The 15,815-nt window shown below is 67.2% G+C and carries 18 protein-coding genes; 6 read left to right on the forward strand and 12 right to left on the reverse strand.

Annotated features, from left to right (window positions below):
• Positions 1–74 precede the first annotated feature (74 nt).
• Complete coding sequence (locus tag AB4Z47_RS06945) at positions 75–1,127, forward strand: fused (3R)-hydroxyacyl-ACP dehydratase subunits HadA/HadB (RefSeq protein WP_441948803.1); 1,053 nt, start codon at positions 75–77, stop codon at positions 1,125–1,127.
• 2 nt (positions 1,128–1,129) lie between these two features.
• Here AB4Z47_RS06945 and AB4Z47_RS06950 read toward each other — a convergent pair whose 3' ends face one another.
• The 3 genes from AB4Z47_RS06950 to fbaA form a co-directional block, all read right to left on the reverse strand.
• A complete protein-coding gene (locus AB4Z47_RS06950; RefSeq protein ID WP_441948805.1) occupies positions 1,130–2,611 on the reverse strand; it encodes a DUF4185 domain-containing protein in 1,482 nt (493 codons plus the stop codon).
• 141 nt (positions 2,612–2,752) lie between these two features.
• Positions 2,753–3,871 carry a BTAD domain-containing putative transcriptional regulator gene (locus tag AB4Z47_RS06955; RefSeq protein ID WP_441948807.1) on the reverse strand — a complete coding sequence of 373 codons (1,119 nt, stop codon included), beginning with the start codon at positions 3,869–3,871 and terminating at the stop codon, positions 2,753–2,755.
• Between the two features lie 30 nt (positions 3,872–3,901).
• Positions 3,902–4,936 (reverse strand): class II fructose-bisphosphate aldolase, encoded by a 1,035-nt coding sequence (fbaA, locus tag AB4Z47_RS06960; RefSeq protein ID WP_441948809.1) that lies wholly within the window; start codon positions 4,934–4,936, stop codon positions 3,902–3,904.
• Between the two features lie 299 nt (positions 4,937–5,235).
• On the opposite strand from fbaA, the gene AB4Z47_RS06965 reads away from it, so the two are divergent.
• Positions 5,236–5,892, forward strand: coding sequence for a DedA family protein (locus tag AB4Z47_RS06965; RefSeq protein ID WP_441948837.1), 657 nt, complete (start codon positions 5,236–5,238; stop codon positions 5,890–5,892).
• A gap of 52 nt (positions 5,893–5,944) precedes the next feature.
• A complete protein-coding gene (locus AB4Z47_RS06970) occupies positions 5,945–6,595 on the forward strand; it encodes a DedA family protein (RefSeq protein WP_441948811.1) in 651 nt (216 codons plus the stop codon).
• A 12-nt stretch (positions 6,596–6,607) separates the two neighbouring features.
• Here AB4Z47_RS06970 and AB4Z47_RS06975 read toward each other — a convergent pair whose 3' ends face one another.
• The 3 genes from AB4Z47_RS06975 to AB4Z47_RS06985 all read right to left on the reverse strand — a co-directional run bounded on the left by AB4Z47_RS06975 (position 6,608) and on the right by AB4Z47_RS06985 (position 9,036).
• Positions 6,608–7,696: a glycoside hydrolase family 76 protein gene (locus AB4Z47_RS06975; RefSeq protein WP_441948839.1), complete on the reverse strand. Its 1,089-nt coding sequence runs from the start codon at positions 7,694–7,696 to the stop codon at positions 6,608–6,610.
• Between the two features lie 268 nt (positions 7,697–7,964).
• A complete protein-coding gene (locus AB4Z47_RS06980; RefSeq protein WP_441948812.1) occupies positions 7,965–8,660 on the reverse strand; it encodes a TrmH family RNA methyltransferase in 696 nt (231 codons plus the stop codon).
• Between the two features lie 34 nt (positions 8,661–8,694).
• Positions 8,695–9,036 carry a DUF4190 domain-containing protein gene (locus tag AB4Z47_RS06985; protein WP_441948813.1) on the reverse strand — a complete coding sequence of 114 codons (342 nt, stop codon included), beginning with the start codon at positions 9,034–9,036 and terminating at the stop codon, positions 8,695–8,697.
• A gap of 19 nt (positions 9,037–9,055) precedes the next feature.
• Here AB4Z47_RS06985 and AB4Z47_RS06990 point away from each other — a divergent pair, with 19 nt between their 5' ends.
• The 3 genes from AB4Z47_RS06990 to AB4Z47_RS07000 all read left to right on the forward strand — a co-directional run bounded on the left by AB4Z47_RS06990 (position 9,056) and on the right by AB4Z47_RS07000 (position 10,366).
• Positions 9,056–9,208 (forward strand): hypothetical protein, encoded by a 153-nt coding sequence (locus AB4Z47_RS06990; RefSeq protein ID WP_441948815.1) that lies wholly within the window; start codon positions 9,056–9,058, stop codon positions 9,206–9,208.
• Positions 9,209–9,278: 70 nt separating this feature from the next.
• Positions 9,279–9,857: a Uma2 family endonuclease gene (locus AB4Z47_RS06995; RefSeq protein WP_441948817.1), complete on the forward strand. Its 579-nt coding sequence runs from the start codon at positions 9,279–9,281 to the stop codon at positions 9,855–9,857.
• A 62-nt stretch (positions 9,858–9,919) separates the two neighbouring features.
• On the forward strand, positions 9,920–10,366 hold the full coding sequence (locus AB4Z47_RS07000) for a hypothetical protein (protein WP_441948818.1): 447 nt from the start codon (positions 9,920–9,922) through the stop codon (positions 10,364–10,366).
• Here the strand turns inward: AB4Z47_RS07000 and AB4Z47_RS07005 are convergent.
• The 6 genes from AB4Z47_RS07005 to AB4Z47_RS07030 all read right to left on the reverse strand — a co-directional run bounded on the left by AB4Z47_RS07005 (position 10,350) and on the right by AB4Z47_RS07030 (position 15,581).
• On the reverse strand, positions 10,350–11,069 hold the full coding sequence (locus AB4Z47_RS07005; protein WP_441948820.1) for a lysoplasmalogenase family protein: 720 nt from the start codon (positions 11,067–11,069) through the stop codon (positions 10,350–10,352). The genes AB4Z47_RS07000 and AB4Z47_RS07005 overlap by 17 nt on opposite strands.
• A 3-nt stretch (positions 11,070–11,072) precedes the next feature.
• Positions 11,073–12,131, reverse strand: coding sequence for a beta-ketoacyl-ACP synthase 3 (locus AB4Z47_RS07010; protein ID WP_441948821.1), 1,059 nt, complete (start codon positions 12,129–12,131; stop codon positions 11,073–11,075).
• A gap of 54 nt (positions 12,132–12,185) precedes the next feature.
• Positions 12,186–12,737 carry an orotate phosphoribosyltransferase gene (pyrE, locus tag AB4Z47_RS07015; protein ID WP_441948823.1) on the reverse strand — a complete coding sequence of 184 codons (552 nt, stop codon included), beginning with the start codon at positions 12,735–12,737 and terminating at the stop codon, positions 12,186–12,188.
• Positions 12,738–12,740: 3 nt separating this feature from the next.
• Entirely contained in the window at positions 12,741–13,550 is an 810-nt protein-coding gene (locus tag AB4Z47_RS07020; protein WP_441948825.1) for an SDR family NAD(P)-dependent oxidoreductase, read from the reverse strand.
• 55 nt (positions 13,551–13,605) lie between these two features.
• Entirely contained in the window at positions 13,606–14,697 is a 1,092-nt protein-coding gene (locus AB4Z47_RS07025; protein ID WP_441948827.1) for a hypothetical protein, read from the reverse strand.
• A 92-nt stretch (positions 14,698–14,789) separates the two neighbouring features.
• Positions 14,790–15,581 (reverse strand): DUF5666 domain-containing protein, encoded by a 792-nt coding sequence (locus AB4Z47_RS07030; protein ID WP_441948829.1) that lies wholly within the window; start codon positions 15,579–15,581, stop codon positions 14,790–14,792.
• Positions 15,582–15,815: the final 234 nt, after the last annotated feature.

Below are 15,815 nucleotides of genomic sequence, written 5' to 3' on the forward strand. Positions count from 1 at the left end.
CGCACGTCACACTTATCTGGTCAATGGTCCGGTTCGCCAGTAGCATGGCCCGGATCATGGGCAGGGAACAAACGATGACGCGGACAGACTTCGACGCCGTGGTGATGCTGGAGCCGGAAGGACAGCGGTTCCGGGCACTCGATCATTACGAGGTCGGCCGGGAGAAGGTCCGTGAGTTCGCCCGCGCGGTGCAGAACCACCACGGGGCACATCAGCGGGAGGCGGACGCACGCGCGCTCGGCTACGACGGGATCATCGCGCCGCCGACCTTCGCGTCGGTGGTCGGCATGAGCCGAACGAAGGCGCTGCTCGACTCGGTGCTCACCGACTACGACCTGTCCCAGATCTTGCAGACCGATCAAGTCTTCGAGATCTACCGGCCGATCCTGGCCGGCGACCGGCTCGGCTGCGAAATCGTGATCGAATCGATCCGGAAGTTCGGCGACAACGACTTCATCGTGGTGCGGTTCGCACTGACCAACCAGCACGGCGAAGTCACCATTGTCGGATCGACCACGATCGTCGCGCGCCGCGGCGCGCAGCTCGACGCGAACCTCGACCACGTGGCCGAGAACATCATGATGCACGGGCATTCGAACGAACCCGACACGGCCGCACCAGATCTGGTCCACAACGAGGTGCTGGTTCCGCTCGGTGTCAGTCCGCTGACCGAGCCGACCGATCACGCGATCGCGCCGGCGCGGACGGTGCCCGCCTTCGACGAACTCACCGTCGGCGACCAGCTGCCCGGCGGCACATTCCGGCTGACCCGCGGCGACCTGACCAACTACGCGGGCGTCTCCGGTGACGCCAACCCGATCCACTTCAGCGATCACGCCGCGCACCTTGCCGGGCTGCCGACTGTCGTCGCGCACGGCATGCTGACAATGGGCCTCGCGGGCGGCTATCTGACCTCTTGGCTGGGCGATCCGATCGCCATCCGGAAGTTCAGCGTGCGCTTCTCCGGCTTCGTCCCGGTCGCCGCCGACGCGGCGAGCACGGTGGACTTCACCGGCCGGGTCAAATCGCTCGATCCGCACAGGCGGACCGCGACCATCCTGCTCGGCGGCACCTCCGAGGGCCGCAAGCTGTTCGGCCGCGCGCTCGCCGAGGTCCGGTTCACCTAGGATCACTCGCCGAGCACGGCGTGCATCAGGTAGACGTTGTAGTCGCTCCAGGTCGAGATGGTGAAATAGAAGTCCGAGCCGGACGACCACGGGTGGATGAATCCGCCGTACAGCTCCGGATAGTCCAGCACGGTCACCGTCGGCGTGCTCTCCGACCAGATGCCCTGCGGTGAATTCGCCTCGCGGACAACGATGGCGGCTTTGGCCGTATCCAGATAGCTCATCTGCCAGACGTTGCGGGCGGCGTCGAAGCGGACCGAGAGTTCACCGGCCGGACCATTCACAATCGGTGTGGCCGAGTCGAATCCGCCGACCGGCGTCCAGCTGCCGTCGCGCCAGTACTGGTAGGCAGTGGTGTTGAGGATCTGGTCCTTGGGCACCCTGGCCAGGCCGACCGCGCCGAGGCGAGTGTTGGGCGTACCGAACATGTACACGTAATCACCGTGCGGAACCATCGCGCTCACTTGGAACTTCGCGAGACCGAAGATGTTGTCCCAGCGGGCGTGCGTGTCCTTGGTCCAAGTCTGGCCGTGGTCGTCGGAATAGGCGATGCCGCCGTAGTTGGTGAAGAACGTGCCGGGGATGCTGTTCCAGGTCCGAATGGACATGTAGCTCAGGTACTGTCGGTCGCCCACCGCGAAACCGGAGGTGGGGATCGTGGTGACCTCGACGTTGTCGAGCTTGCGGCTGGAGAGCACCTCGGCCGCGTGGCACCGGCCGTCGGTGACCATCCGGTCGTAGGTCATCCCGTCGGCCAAGTCGCGGTCGGTGCTGAACGCAAGCACGTTGCTACGCCAATCCATTCCCATGCCGCCCGGCGGATGGAAGCCGCGCCCGACCGTGTCGCCGAACGCGGTCGCGATCTCACCCGGCGCGCTCTCCCACATGATTCCGAGATCGGTGCCGTCCACCTGCCAGCGCTTGTCCGTGCGGTTCACCGAGTTCGCGCCAGTCAGTTTGGCCACCTCTCGCACCGCCGCGATCCGCGGCGCGGGCCGGGCAGGCGACTGTGCCGCGGACTCGACCGGTGGCTGCACCGGCGCGGGCGGCGGAGGCACCAGGCCGGGATCCGGGCCGGGACCGGGAATCGCGAAGTGGAAAGGTTTGAGATTCAACAGGATCTCCGGAATTCCGACCAGCGCACCGAGTCCGGGTGGCGCACCGGGCAGGTCGGTGAGATCGGGGCACGGATTGGCGCACGGGTCCGACGGCAACTCCATTCGCGTACGCGTCGGTGTGGCGTCCGGCGGCTGGGGCGGGAGCACAGTGATCACCGGATACGGAATCGGCACCTCGAGCGTCTTGGGCACCAACGGCTCATGGGCTGTCACCGGGTCGGTCACGCACGGACCGGTCCCCGGCACTCCGACCCCACGGTCGGAGCCGGTCGCCTCCGGCGCCGCGGCGGCAGGTCGGTCCGCGTACAGGAGGGCGCCCGCCCCGACCACAACCACGCCGACCGCCGCCGTCCATCGCATGGCCATAGGTACCCCTCGAAGTCCGTCGGACACGCACCAGCGGACCGACCCTACCCTGTTCGGTTACGGAAACCGGCCGACCGACACGTCCGGTGCTGTGCCGCGGACAGCGCGGCTGGATCTGGATGACGGCAGGGTCGCCTGCAGTTAGTGCACGGTCTGGAAGGTCAGGATCGTCGCCCCGATGCGGATCAGGTCGCCGTCGGCCAGCAGCGCGCCGGTGTCGATGGGGTTGTCGTTGACGTGCACACCATTGGCGGAATGCAGATCCCTGATGAGCAGCCCGGCCCGGCTCGGCATGATGTGCGCGTGGTAGCGGCTGACCTTGGGATCCTCCAGAACGAGGTCATTGTCGGTCATCCGGCCGATGCGTATGCCGCCCTGCGCGATCGCCACCACGCGGCCGTCGGCCATCCGTAACTGCCCACTGCGCACCGCGCGCGGCATTTCGGTGACCGTCTCGGTCATCGCCGCGGCCATTCGCTCGACCTGGCGCAATTCGACCGTATTCAGCGGCTCCTGCCGCAACACCCGCTGTTCCAGATCGACCAACACGGGCCCAGGATCGATGCCCAGCTCGTCGGCCAGCACCGTACGCACCCGCCTGCACGCGTCCAGCGCGTCGGCCTGGCGTCCGGACAAATACAGCGCGCTGATCAGCTGACCCCACAGCGGTTCGCGCAGCGGATGCTCGGTCGTCATCGCGACCAACTCACCGATCACCGAAGAAGCACGCCCACAGGCGATTTCGGCGTCGATTCGGGCCGAGGCGACGAGCAGCCGCTCCTCGTCCATAGCGGTGGCGAAACCGTCGGCGAACTGCAGACCGGCCAAATCGGCCAGCGCCCGGCCGCTCCACTCGCGCAACGCGGAGCCGAACAGTTGCGCGGCGCCCGCGTGATCGCCGAACTCGGCGGCGCGCGTCCCCGCTTCCCGCGCCGCCTCGAAACGTCCCAGATCGCAGGCGGTATCGGCGATCTCCAGCCGGTAGCCGGAGGACTCGGTACACAGCACGTGCGCCGGATCTACACCCGAATTTCGTAGCGCCTTGCGGATATTCGAGACGAACACCTGCAGGCTGGCGGCATAGGAGTCGGGCGGATCCTCGTTCCACACCATGTCGGCCAGCGCGGCCGACGACACCGCGCGCCGCCGATTCACTGCGAGCGCGGCAAGCAGAGCTCGCGGCTTGGGCCCACCGACTGCCACCGGCTCATCGCCGACGAGCAGTCGCACGGGCCCGAGCACGCGCACATCCAAACTCATGTGCTTCAAGCCCCCGAAGGGTGTAACGGATCAGGCGCTGATCGAGCGTCCCGCGGACTTCAGATCATTGCACGCCTCGAGGACGCGCGCCGCCATCGCCGACTCGGCCTTCTTCAGGTAACCGCGCGGGTCGTAGGCCTTCTTGTTGCCGACCTCGCCGTCGATCTTGAGCACGCCGTCGTAATTGGTGAACATGTGCCCGGCGACGGGGCGGGTGAACGCGTACTGAGTGTCGGTGTCGACGTTCATCTTCACCACACCGAAGCGCAGCGAGTCCTCGATCTCGGACTTCAGCGAGCCCGAACCGCCGTGGAAGACGAAGTCGAACGGCTGCGCGTCGGCGCCGAGGCCCAGCTTGGCCGCGGCCACGCGCTGGCCCTCGGCCAGCACCTCGGGCTTGAGCACCACGTTGCCCGGCTTGTACACACCGTGCACGTTGCCGAAGGTGGCGGCGAGCAGGTACTTGCCGTTCTCGCCCGCGCCGAGCGCGTCGATGGTCTTCTCGAAGTCCTCCGGCGAGGTGTAGAGCTTCTCGTTGATCTCGGCCTCGACGCCGTCCTCTTCGCCACCGACGACGCCGATCTCGACCTCGAGGATGATGTTGGCGGCGTGCGTCGCCTTCAGCAATTCCTTCGCGATCTCCAGGTTCTCGTCGATCGGGATCGCGGAACCGTCCCACATGTGCGATTGGAACAGCGGGTTCCGGCCGGCGTTCACCCGCTCCTGGGAGATGGCGATCAGCGGGCGCACGAAATTGTCGAGCTTGTCCTTCGGGCAGTGGTCGGTGTGCAGCGCAATGGTCACGTCGTACTTCGCGGCGATCACGTGCGCGAACTCGGCCAACGCGACCGCGCCGGTCACCATGTCCTTCACGCCCTGGCCGGAACCGAACTCCGCACCGCCGGTGGAGAACTGGATGATGCCGTCGCTGCCCGCATCCGCGAAACCCTTGATGGCCGCGTTGATCGTCTCCGACGACGTGCAGTTGATGGCCGGGAAAGCGAAGGAATTGGCTTTGGCCCTACCGAGCATCTCGGCGTAGACCTCCGGACTCGCGATGGGCACAGTAAGACCTCCGTGTTGTTGCGGCAAATGACCTATTTTGTCTGCCATCACCCTAAGGCAGCAGTGTTCGGCCTGGTGTGCAGGGAGGGAGTGCGGAGTTGACCGGCGGGTATTTTCGCGCACAGCGAGAGGTTTCTCAGGTGTAGCCGGTACTGTGGGGCCGGTAATTGCGCTGGCAGCTTCCGACGCGGTGGTAAACAAGGCAGGCCAGCCGTTTCGGGACAGGAGGCCACGTGATTCTGCAGGCAGCGACGGAATCGGTGACGAGTAACCTCGCGCTCACCGAGTTGCTCGACCCGATGCACCTGCTCACGGAGACGTGGCTGAAGAACGCGGTGCTGCCGGCGATCCTGGTGATCGTCTTCATCGAGACCGGTCTGCTCTTCCCGATCCTGCCCGGCGACTCGCTGCTGTTCACCGGCGGCCTGCTGTCGGCGCAGCCGCATCCCCCGGTCTCGATCTGGGTACTGGTCCCCGCCGTCGCGCTGTTCGCCTTCGCCGGTGACCAATGTGCGTATTGGATCGGCCGGGCGATCGGGCCCGCGCTCTTCCATAAGGAGGACACCCGCTTCTTCAAGAAGCACTACGTGACGGAGACGCACGAGTTCTTCGAGAAACACGGTCCCAAGACGATTATCCTGGCCCGGTTCGTGCCGATCGTGCGGACCTTCATGCCGGTGCTGGCCGGCGTGTCCAAGATGGACTACCGCAAGTTCGTCGCCTTCGATATCGTCGGCGCGATCCTGTGGGGCGGCGGCGTCACAGTGCTCGGTTACTTCCTGGGCAACGTTGCCTTCATCCGAGACCATGTCGAGGCGATCTTCCTGCTCATCGTGTTCGTCTCGATTCTGCCGGGCGTGATGGCAGTGGGACGGAAGTTACTCAACCGCGGCGGACCCGAGGCGGAAGCGGCCGAGGCCGAGCTGGCCGCCTCGACGAACGAGCCGACCCGCTGAGCCGGTGTTCATGGCGTCGTCGCCCCTAGCTGTGGGCAGTTTCGATCCGCTGATGTCGGCGGGCCCCGCGCTCGTCTGGACAGTGGTGTTGACCTTTGTCTTCCTGGAATGCGCTGTGATCCTCGGGCTGTTTCTGCCCGGCGACTCCATGCTGATCACCGCGGGCATCGTGATGGCGTCCAACGCCTCCAACGAAGCACACGTGTGGGCGCTGTCGCTGGGTGCGATGGTCGCGGCCATCGCGGGCAACCAGGTGGGATACGTGATCGGACACCGGACCGGTCAGCATCTGGTCGCCCGCAAGGACGGCAGGTATATCAACGTCCGCAACCTGCAACGGGTGACGGAGTTGTTGCACCGGCACGGGTTCGTGGCGGTTCTGGTCGCCAGGTGGATTCCGTGGGTGCGCACACTGTGCCCTTCGGTCGCGGGCGCGGCGCGGATGGACCACCGCAAGTTCACCGTGGCCAGTACCGTGGGCGCGATTATCTGGGCGCCGGTCCTGCTGCTCATCGGCTACTACGCGGGAAGCTTCCTGGAAGGAATCCCCTGGCTGATGCCGATCGTGATCGGCACGCTGGTGGTCGGCCTCGTCATCGGTACGGTGCTCGGCGTTCGGCACTACCGGCAGGAAATGTCGCGGCCCGTGGAGGATTTCGCGATGGAGGGCGCGCCGAGCGCTCTGCTGGAGACGGAGGGGTGAGCCGCGGGGTGGTCAGAGACCCGCTGCGCTGACCAGGTATGCCGCTTCCATGAGCAGCCAACCGGACAGTTGCACGGACAGGTCGCGTTCGGGGACCTTGGACGAGGTCACCGAACCACCGGAGGTGAAATATCCGGCCCCCGCACTGCCGCCGGGAAGTTGCGCGGGCCTACTCCAGTCGTGCCCGAACAGCGGCTCGCCCTCGACATCGAGCCGATTCGCCCAGGCCGCCATGGCGGACGCGCGCACGATCGCGGCCGCCGCACGGCGATCGGCGATCTGCTGACGATCCTCGCCCGGCAGCATCACCGCGACCAGCGCCAGGTAGCGGACCAGGATGCCATTGAATAGTCCGCCGTCACCACCACCGCCGCCGTTCACGACACCGCCGGTGGTCATGTATTCCTCGACAGCGGCGAGCAGCCGGTGCACGCGCTCGGTGTGCCGAGGCTCGCCGGTCTGCACGGCCAGCTCGGTCTCCAGCCCGAGCACCACGCCCTGGCAGTAGGTGAAAACGGGACGTTCGATCGCGCCAGAAGGCAGATGAATGCCGTCGAGGATCAGCCCGGTCCCCGCGTCACGCAGCGTCTCGTCCAGCCAGTCGGCCATCTCCTGGGCGCGCTCGATCCGTCCGAGTCGCAGTAGCGCGATAGCGGCGGGACCGTTGGCGGGCGCGTTGAAATAGTCCGAACCGATGCGCCAAGGCAGGCCGCCACCGGTCTCCGGCTTCCAACCCGCGTGGAGAACTTTCTCCAGCGCGACCAGCGCGCTGCGCGCCGCACCGATGCCCTGGGTGCGCTCCGCGCGTTCGAGCGCGATCGCAAGCCAGGCCATGTCGTCGTAGTAGCTATTGGTCCAGCCGGTGATGTTGCGGATCCGATGCGAGCGCGCCAGGGCAGCAATCCGCTTGCGACGCAACATGGTTGGCACCCGATTCGTAGCGTCGGTCACGCAGTCGATCAGATGCGCCTGCCACCAGTAGTGCCACGAGCCGAAAACCCGCTCCCGCTTGGTGGCGGGCCACCCGACGACCCCCAGTTCCGTGCCGGGCAGCGCCCACAGCGCGCGCAGGTGGCGTGAGATGATCGCAGATTCGGCCATATCCGCCCGTTCGGACCACAAAGTCGGAGACACCACCACGTCTCCGACCGCCTGGGAACGACTGGTCGGCGGACGCGGTGCCGCGGGCTGCGGGGCCTGATCCCCGTTCTGCGCAGGCGGCACCTCGATATCGTCGCTCCGCGAGGTCATGGGTCAATAGTGCCAGCCGAGAACAGATTTACGCGCCCGATTTGTTACACAAGTGATGTGAAATCGTGCCGGTGTGGTTCGTCGCAGGAAGATCTCCTGTTCGCGGCGTGTCGCCCGCTCACCACGCCGTTGTGAGGTCGGCGTGCTGACGGATCCACGCGTGCATCGCGATCCCGGCGGCCACACCCGCGTTGATGCTGCGAGTGGAACCGAACTGCGCGATCGACACCGTCATCGCCGCCGCGGCTTTGGCGTGCTCGGTGACACCCGGGCCTTCCTGACCGAACAGCAGCAGGCAGGCCCGCGGCAGCGCAACCGTCTCCAACGGGACCGAGCCGGGCACGTTGTCCACGGCGACCACCGTCAGCCCCGACCGTTCCGCGAAGGTCAGCAGTTCGCCGACGTCGGCGTGGTGCTCGATGTGCTGATAGCGGTCGGTCACCATGGCGCCGCGGCGATTCCACCGCCGCCTGCCCACGATGTGCACGGCCGCGGCGGCGAAGGCGTTCGCCGTGCGGACCACCGTACCGATGTTCGCATCGTGCCCGAAGTTCTCGATGGCGATGTGGAACGGGTGCCTGCGTCGATCGATATCCGCGACGATCGCCTCACGGGTCCAGTACCGGTAGGCATCGACCACATTGCGGCGGTCGCCGCCCGCCAGCAGTTCGGGATCCAGACGCGGATCCTCCGGCGGCGGCTCGGCGTGCTCGCTTTCCCACGGACCGACGCCGTGCGGGTGCGCGCCCCACTCCGTCGGCCCGGTCAGGTCGTGCTCCGCCGCGTCCGGCACTGGGTGATTCACTCCGAACATGCTAATTCCGGCCATCCCGCCGGCGGCGGCCCGGTCAGTAGCTGGAGCTCGAGTTTCCGTCGAGGACGCCCAGCACACCGAGTACCACAACCAGCACGACGACCAGCAGGCTGAGGATGAGCAGCACCGTCGCGATGATGCCGCAGATGTAGCCTGCGTTGACGTTCCCCCGGCCGCCGATGGCTCCGCCCGATGCGTCGATCTCGTTGAGCGCCCGCTTGCCCATCACCCAGGCAAACGGCCCCATCAGCTGACAGAGCGCGAGGCCCAGGATGCCGAGAATCAGAATCGTGGTGGCCTGTGGATGATCCGGGGGCGGTCCGTAGGCACCGTAGGCTGGATAGCCGTACGGTGGCTGCTGCGGGGGGTAGCTCATCAGCAGGATGGTAGTTGGTGTGGCTGACTACACCACATATGCGACGGTCGGCTCCCTCGAACGCCCACGCCGCCGCTACAACCATGGCGGCGTGCAGGGCCTGACCGGCGGACCTACTGCCCTCCGATACCGCCACGGCCGCGTGCTGGCGGTATTGCGACTCAGAGGGTGACAACGCGCCGTTGTGTCGGCGGGCTGTGCCAGACTTGGCCACAACGCGGTATCCGTGCGGGGAGGAGGCGATGACCGTCGAAGTGCACTGGCCTGATCATCTGCTGACCCTGGAGGACTGGATCGCGCTGCCGGAGGACAGCAGTCGTAGTTATGAGCTCGTCGAGGGGGTTCTGGTCGTGTCACCGAGGCCGGTGTCGCAACATCAGCGCGCGATCTGGCGGCTTGCCGCGCAACTGGAACCGCAGCTGCCTCCGACCCATGGTGTACTCACTAAGTCGGAAGTGGTGATCGCGCCCGGCCCATGCCCGACCATTCGGGTTCTCGATGTGCTGGCGGTGCCCGCGGCGGGTATCGACGACAATCTGCCACGTTGCGACGCCGCCGATGTCCTGTTGGCCGTCGAAATCCTGTCCGTCGGCTCGAAGCGCACCGACCGCGTCACCAAGTTCTTCGAGTACGCCGAGGCCGGCATCGAGTACTACTGGCTGATCGACCTCGATGAGCCTGCCAGCCTGACTGCCCACCGTCTGATCGACGGCGACTACGAGCTGGTCGCCGAGCAGTCCGGCCGGGCGACGCTGGATCTCGCCGGGACTCCGATCACGATCGATATCACCGCGCTGACCAGTAATCGCGCGGGCCGGTAGGGCCGCGGCGCGGGGTGGCGCGCGCCTATCCTGGAGGTCTGGCAGTCTGGGTGGAGGCTGGTATGGACCACGGGCGGATACTGCAGACGGTGCTCGGCGTAACGGCCGTGTATCTGGTGTTGCTCGCATTCTGGCTGGGATGGGTGGTGCACCGGACGCCCCCGGGAACCGTGCCGTATCAGATCGTGGCGCTGGTCGGGCTGTTCGGCTCATGCGTCGGGATCGGGATGATGCTGGCGGCGCGGCCGTCGAAGGAGGACCGGCAGCTGTGGCGGCACGGCCTGGAAGGCTGGGCGACCGTCGAGCGCGTGCATCGGCTGGAACTCACCGATCATCACACCGAACTCACCGAGCTGGATCTGGAGCTGACCGTACCGGGCTCCGAAAGTTACCGAGGGACAGTCGTTTTCGATGTAGCCCCGGTCGACAAACCCCGGCTCGTTGTCGGCGGGACCATCTCGATCCGCGTCGATCCCACGAACCGGGACCGCATCATTCTGGTGCTGTGATGCCCTCCGGGACGGCGACCTTCACATGCGCCTTGGGATCGGCGAGCAGATACTGCGCGGCCGCGTAGGTCGCCAGGATGACGCCCTCGGTGACCCGGCGGACCCGTTCGCCTCGGGTGAACAACCTCCGCAGTACGATCAGCCCGTCGGAGACGGTGAACAGCAGCGCGCCCAGTCCTAGCCGACTGCGCGGATCCACACCCGGAACATTCACGCCCGCAACATTTTTCGCCGCGGGAGCCAATGTGGGATCCGAGGCCAGCACTGCGGCGGTCCCCAGGCTGGCGCCGTACGCCGTGAGCGGCACCGCCACCGACGGCGCCTTCACCCGTAGCAACCCGGCGGCCCCCACCCATGCGGCCACACGCGGCACGACGACTCCGGCGGTCGGTCGGCCGCCCATCCGCCACCACAGCGTCGAGTAGCCGGCCTGCATCACTGCGAAACTCGACGCACCCGCAATCAGCCGACGATCGTTGTCCGGGTCGATGAGCAGGATGTCACCAACCGTCGCCGCGCCGAGCGACCCGATCAGCAGGGTGCGATCGGCGGGCGCCAATTCGGTCCCCTCGGTCGCGACATCGGCCGCGAGTAGGGGCATAAGCAGCGGTTTCGCGAGCCACTGCGCCCACTCCCTCCCGGTGACGGCACCGTAGACGGTGACCGCCACCGCGGCGAGAAATCCGGCTCGGAACGGCCGCATCGGCTAGAAACTCGGCTCGGCCGGGGCGGGCGGCAGTGTGACGACCTGACCCGCGTAGCTCAGGCCGGCGCCGAAACCGAGCAGCAATGCGGTCTGGCCGCCCTTGGCCTTGCCGGTCACCAGCATCTCCTCGACCGCGAGCGGGATCGAGGCCGCCGAGGTGTTGCCGGAGTTCTCGATGTCGTTGGCCATCGGGATGTCGTCGGCGAGGCCGAGGTTCTTCTTCATCAGCTCGTTGATCCGGGAGTTGGCCTGATGCGGGACGAATACCTCGATGTCCTCCTTGGCCACGCCGGAGACCTCGAGCGCGGTGGACAGCGCCCGCGGCAGGGTGACCGCAGCCCAGCGGAACACGCGCGAGCCCTCCATGCGCAGCGACATCCGGCCGACCGGCTCGACCTCCGGGTCGAGGCCCTGCATGGACTGCGCCCGGTGCATGTACTCGAGGAAGTCGATGTCTTGCGTGATGGCGGCCGCGTTCTCGCCATCGCTGCCCCACACCGTCGGGGAGATGCCGTTCTCCTCGCTCGGCCCGACCACTACGGCACCCGCGCCGTCACCGAAGATCATCGCGGTGCCGCGGTCGGTGGGATCGAGTCCGACGGTCATCGTCTCGGCGCCGATGAGCAAGACGTATTCGGCGGAACCGGACCGGACCATGTCGGCGGCCAGGCCGAGACCGTATCCGAAACCGCCGCACCCGGAGGTCAGATCGAAGGCAGGGATCCCGTTGATACCGACGTCGGAGGCGACCGACGGCGCGCCGTGCGGGGTGAGCTTGAGCCAGGTCGACGTGGCCAGGATCAACGCGCCGATCTTCGACCGGTCGATGCCGCTGTTGACGATCGCGCGCTCGCCCGCCGCCGCCGCGATAGACCGCAGCGTCTCCTCACCGCTGATCCAGCGTCGGTTGCGGATACCGGTGCGCTCGTAGATCCACTCGTCGGTGGAGTCCAACACTTCGCACACTTCTACATTGCTGACCAGGCGCTTGGGTCGATAAGCGCCGATTCCGAGCATCGCGACGTTTTCGCGGCTCCTTTTGACTGCGATGCTCACCACTGGTGACTCACACGACCCTTCACCTTTTCCAAAGAAACTAGACCATGGTCCAGGCTATCCCAGGGCGAGATCCTCGAGCCCGAGGATCGACCGGTACTCCAATCCCTCGGCCGCGATCACCTGGTCGGCGCCGGTTTCCCGGTCGACGACAGTGGCGACGCCGACCACGGTGGCGCCCGCGGCACGCAGCGCGCGCACCGCGGTCAGCGGCGAGTTTCCGGTGGTGGTGGTGTCCTCGACGACCAAGACCCGCTTGCCGAGAATGTCGGGGCCCTCGATCTGACGCTGCATGCCGTGTGTCTTGGCCGCTTTACGCACCACGAAGGCGTCGATGGGGCGGCCCGGCGCGTGCATCACCGCCAGCGCGACCGGGTCGGCGCCCATGGTCAGGCCGCCAACGGCATCGAATTCCCAGTCCGCAACCAGCTCCCGTAGCAGCTTGCCGATCAGCGGGCCCGCGCTGTGATGCAAGGTGGCGCGGCGCAGGTCGACGTAGTAGTCGGCCTCCTTACCCGAGGACAGGGTGACCCTGCCGTGCACCACGGCAAGCTCCCGCACCAGCGCGGCCAATCTGTCCCGATCATCGGTAATCACCTGGTTGATCATGGTCTAAGTCCTTCCGCGTGCGGCGAACAGGCCGCGATTCAGTCGGGCCGCCAGGGTTCGCGGGATCATTCCGGCGACGGTGGTGAGCGCTTTGTACTGCATACCGGGCACGCTGAGCACCCGGCCCTTCTCCAGATCGGTCAGGGAGCCGGCGACCACCTGGTCGACACTCAGCCACAACGCTTTCGGCAGCGACGACATCTCGATACCGGCTCGCTGATGAAATTCCGTGTGCACGAATCCCGGACACAGGGCCTGGACCCGCACCCCGGTACCAGCCAATCCGCCGGCCAACCCTTCCGTGAAGGATACGACGTACGCCTTGGACGCCGAATACGTCGAACCGCGCCCAGGAATCAGGCCCGCGACACTGCCCACATTGACGATGCAGCCTTTGGCCGCGGTGATCATCGACGGCAGCGCGGCCCTGGTGAACCGCACCACCGACGCCACGTTGACATCCAGCTGTGCCTGCAACTGTTCGGCGGACAACGTCCAGAACTCCCCCGAGTTCGCGAATCCCGCATTGTTGACCAGGAATTCGACGCCGTCACCCAGTCGCGCCGCGACCCGCTCACGGTCGGGCTCCCGCGCGAGATCCGCGACGAGCACCTGCGAGCGGGTAGCGAACCGGTGCTCCAGGTCGGTCGCGAGCGCTTCGAGACGCGGCTCGTCCCTCGCGACCAGCACCAAGTCGTAGCCGAGCGAAGCAAGCCGGGTCGCGTAACCCTGACCGATGCCCGAGGTGGGTCCGGTGATCGCGGCGACCGGACGGTTCGCGCCGGGCAGACGGAGATACGCGTGCTCGGTCATGACCGCTCGATCGGTCGGAAGCATGCGGAAACGGCTACGGCAGAAGCCCAGCCGGTCACTTCGGCACGGGTCCCTGGTAGGGACGGAATCCGGGATGGAACGGTCCGCCGGGCGGCTCGGCCGGGCGCTCCGCGCGCGGTAGCTCGCGAGACTCAGGCTTCTCGCCGGTCCAGTCGTCCGCCGCTGGACGCTCGGCGCGCTCCTCCCGCGGCGGCCAGTCGTCGGCCTCGCGCCAATTCTCGTCGGCGGGCCGGCGATCATCGCGGACTCGCGCGTTCGGCACCACCGCGAGCGAGGGGCGGCGCGGAGGTTCCGACGCGGCTTCGTCCGCAAGTGGCGCGCGGTCGTCGTGATCGGCCGCGTAGGAGTCCTGCACGAACGGCTGTTCGTCGTACTCGTCCTTGCGTGCCCGTTGCGGTTGCGGCCTGGCGGAACCGGCTGGAACGTCGTCCCCGTAGGCCTCCGGCTCGTCCTCCTGCTGGCGACCCCGCGGACGCGGACGGCCCGGATCGTGTCCGCCGCCATCGAAGCGCGGCTCGCTGACCGGAGGCAGCACGTGCAGCAGGCCGGACAGGCGGAGCACCGCGTCGATCGCGGTCTCCCAGTCTCGCGAGGAGGTACCGACCAACAGCATGCCCAGCGTCCAGTTGCCCTCGCTCCAGAGCATCTGCACGGTGTCGGGCAGCGCCTCGATGAAGGCGACCATCCGTTGATCGACCGCGTGCCTGGCGATCTCGGGATTGGTCGCGAAGACCACCCGGTCGCCGATGGCGCCGAGCAGTTCCAGATCGTGATCCTTCGGCGGGGAAGCGGTCTTCAGCCGCATGTCGACGTCGATGTCCGAGCCGATCTGGCGGCGAACCGCGACCAGCGTCGCGGACTCCTCCAGGTCGAACAGCACGAACTTCTCGCCCTTGCGAATGCCGGAGACCACGTCGACCGCGGAGAGATAGCCCAGTTTGGCCAGCGCGCCACGCCGCCACGTGGATGCCAGCGCAGGCTCCACCGATACGTAGGTATAACTCTGGGACTTCGCCCAGACCTGCCGCGCGTGACCGGTCCGCTGCCGCTGGATCCGATCGAAATACAGCAACACGATCGCGCCCACAAGCGCGATCGCCGCCAACCCGAACCACATTGCCGTCATCGCCGCCTAGCCTAATAGGCGCGGCCGGACATAGTCCGCCATTGGCCCCGCGCCGGGCCGGGCGAAGGCGAGGCAGCCGACTGTCGGGTCGCTCATCGTCCGCCTCCCGGCAGCGACGTGCTGACGATGACCTTCGCCTGAATCGATCCGTCCGCGGACTTGTCGCCCTGGATCAACACGATCTCACCGTTGGGCAGATCGGAGACCTTGGTGCCGGACAGCGAGATCACCTGGGTTTTGGCGTCGGTACGCACGGTGACCGTGTCGCCGAGCAACGTGCTGACGGTCAGCGTGCCTCCGTTGTTGGCGGTGATGGTGCCCATCGTCGCTCCGAGGCCCTCGACGTCGCCGAGGCCGGGCACGCTCGGGATCCCGCTGGGCGGGTTCGGCCGAGCGGTACGGGTGCCGGGGGCGGACCTGCTCGTGGTGAGCACCGACGAGGCGCCCGCACTGTCCGTCGAGGACGAACCATTGCCGCCGAGCAGAACACCGGCGACCACGCCGACCGCGCCGATCAACAGCACGACACCGATGGCGAGCGCGATCCACAGTCCAGTGTTCCGCCGGGGCGGTTGCGGTTGCTCCGGCGGCTGCCCGGCACCGGGCGGCATCGCGGAGCCCGCCATCCGATCACCGTAACTGCCCTGATAAGCGGCCCATTGGGGGTCGTAGGGCGGTAACTCGCGCGTGGCGTTCGGCCCGGGCACCGCCCACGACCCGTACTGCTCGGTCGCGGGATATTCCGAGGGCGCTCCGGTGCCGTACGCATCGGTGTACTCCGTGGTGTGCATCGGCTCGCCGTACCCGGACTTGCCCGGCGGACCCAGGTGCTCGGTCGGCGCATCCTCCGGCCGCTGTCCCCACGGATCGTTCGGGTTGGTCATGGGATCCAGGGTAGGCTGTGTCTTCGGCCGCGCGGGCGCGGCGGGTTCGCGGCCCCCTTGTGGCTCGGGTCCGAGCGACCGCCGCTGGCGACTGCGTCGCGGACGCGACGGCCGCTCGGACCCGAGCCGGGCCGCGAACAGAGAATGCTCGCTCTCGCTCCGCTCGGAACCGGGGGTCGGGCCGATGTGGTCGCGATGGGTGCGATTGCGGTGTTGTTCGGCTGCCTCTGTAGT

The organism is Nocardia sp. 2TAF39 (assembly GCF_052114905.1).
In the GTDB taxonomy this organism is placed as follows: domain Bacteria; phylum Actinomycetota; class Actinomycetes; order Mycobacteriales; family Mycobacteriaceae; genus Nocardia.

What these genes read in the sequence shown, in the direction of transcription:
- AB4Z47_RS06945 (WP_441948803.1), top strand. Translation starts at nt 75, where the DNA reads ATGACGCGGACAGACTTCGACGCCGTGGTGATGCTGGAGCCGGAAGGA.
- AB4Z47_RS06950 (WP_441948805.1), bottom strand. Translation starts at nt 2,611, where the DNA reads ATGGCCATGCGATGGACGGCGGCGGTCGGCGTGGTTGTGGTCGGGGCG.
- AB4Z47_RS06955 (WP_441948807.1), bottom strand. Translation starts at nt 3,871, where the DNA reads ATGAGTTTGGATGTGCGCGTGCTCGGGCCCGTGCGACTGCTCGTCGGC.
- AB4Z47_RS06965 (WP_441948837.1), top strand. Translation starts at nt 5,236, where the DNA reads ATGCACCTGCTCACGGAGACGTGGCTGAAGAACGCGGTGCTGCCGGCG.
- AB4Z47_RS06970 (WP_441948811.1), top strand. Translation starts at nt 5,945, where the DNA reads ATGTCGGCGGGCCCCGCGCTCGTCTGGACAGTGGTGTTGACCTTTGTC.
- AB4Z47_RS06975 (WP_441948839.1), bottom strand. Translation starts at nt 7,696, where the DNA reads ATGGCCGAATCTGCGATCATCTCACGCCACCTGCGCGCGCTGTGGGCG.
- AB4Z47_RS06980 (WP_441948812.1), bottom strand. Translation starts at nt 8,660, where the DNA reads ATGTTCGGAGTGAATCACCCAGTGCCGGACGCGGCGGAGCACGACCTG.
- AB4Z47_RS06985 (WP_441948813.1), bottom strand. Translation starts at nt 9,036, where the DNA reads ATGAGCTACCCCCCGCAGCAGCCACCGTACGGCTATCCAGCCTACGGT.
- AB4Z47_RS06995 (WP_441948817.1), top strand. Translation starts at nt 9,279, where the DNA reads ATGACCGTCGAAGTGCACTGGCCTGATCATCTGCTGACCCTGGAGGAC.
- AB4Z47_RS07000 (WP_441948818.1), top strand. Translation starts at nt 9,920, where the DNA reads ATGGACCACGGGCGGATACTGCAGACGGTGCTCGGCGTAACGGCCGTG.
- AB4Z47_RS07005 (WP_441948820.1), bottom strand. Translation starts at nt 11,069, where the DNA reads ATGCGGCCGTTCCGAGCCGGATTTCTCGCCGCGGTGGCGGTCACCGTC.
- pyrE (WP_441948823.1), bottom strand. Translation starts at nt 12,737, where the DNA reads ATGATCAACCAGGTGATTACCGATGATCGGGACAGATTGGCCGCGCTG.
- AB4Z47_RS07020 (WP_441948825.1), bottom strand. Translation starts at nt 13,550, where the DNA reads ATGACCGAGCACGCGTATCTCCGTCTGCCCGGCGCGAACCGTCCGGTC.
- AB4Z47_RS07025 (WP_441948827.1), bottom strand. Translation starts at nt 14,697, where the DNA reads ATGACGGCAATGTGGTTCGGGTTGGCGGCGATCGCGCTTGTGGGCGCG.
- AB4Z47_RS07030 (WP_441948829.1), bottom strand. Translation starts at nt 15,581, where the DNA reads ATGACCAACCCGAACGATCCGTGGGGACAGCGGCCGGAGGATGCGCCG.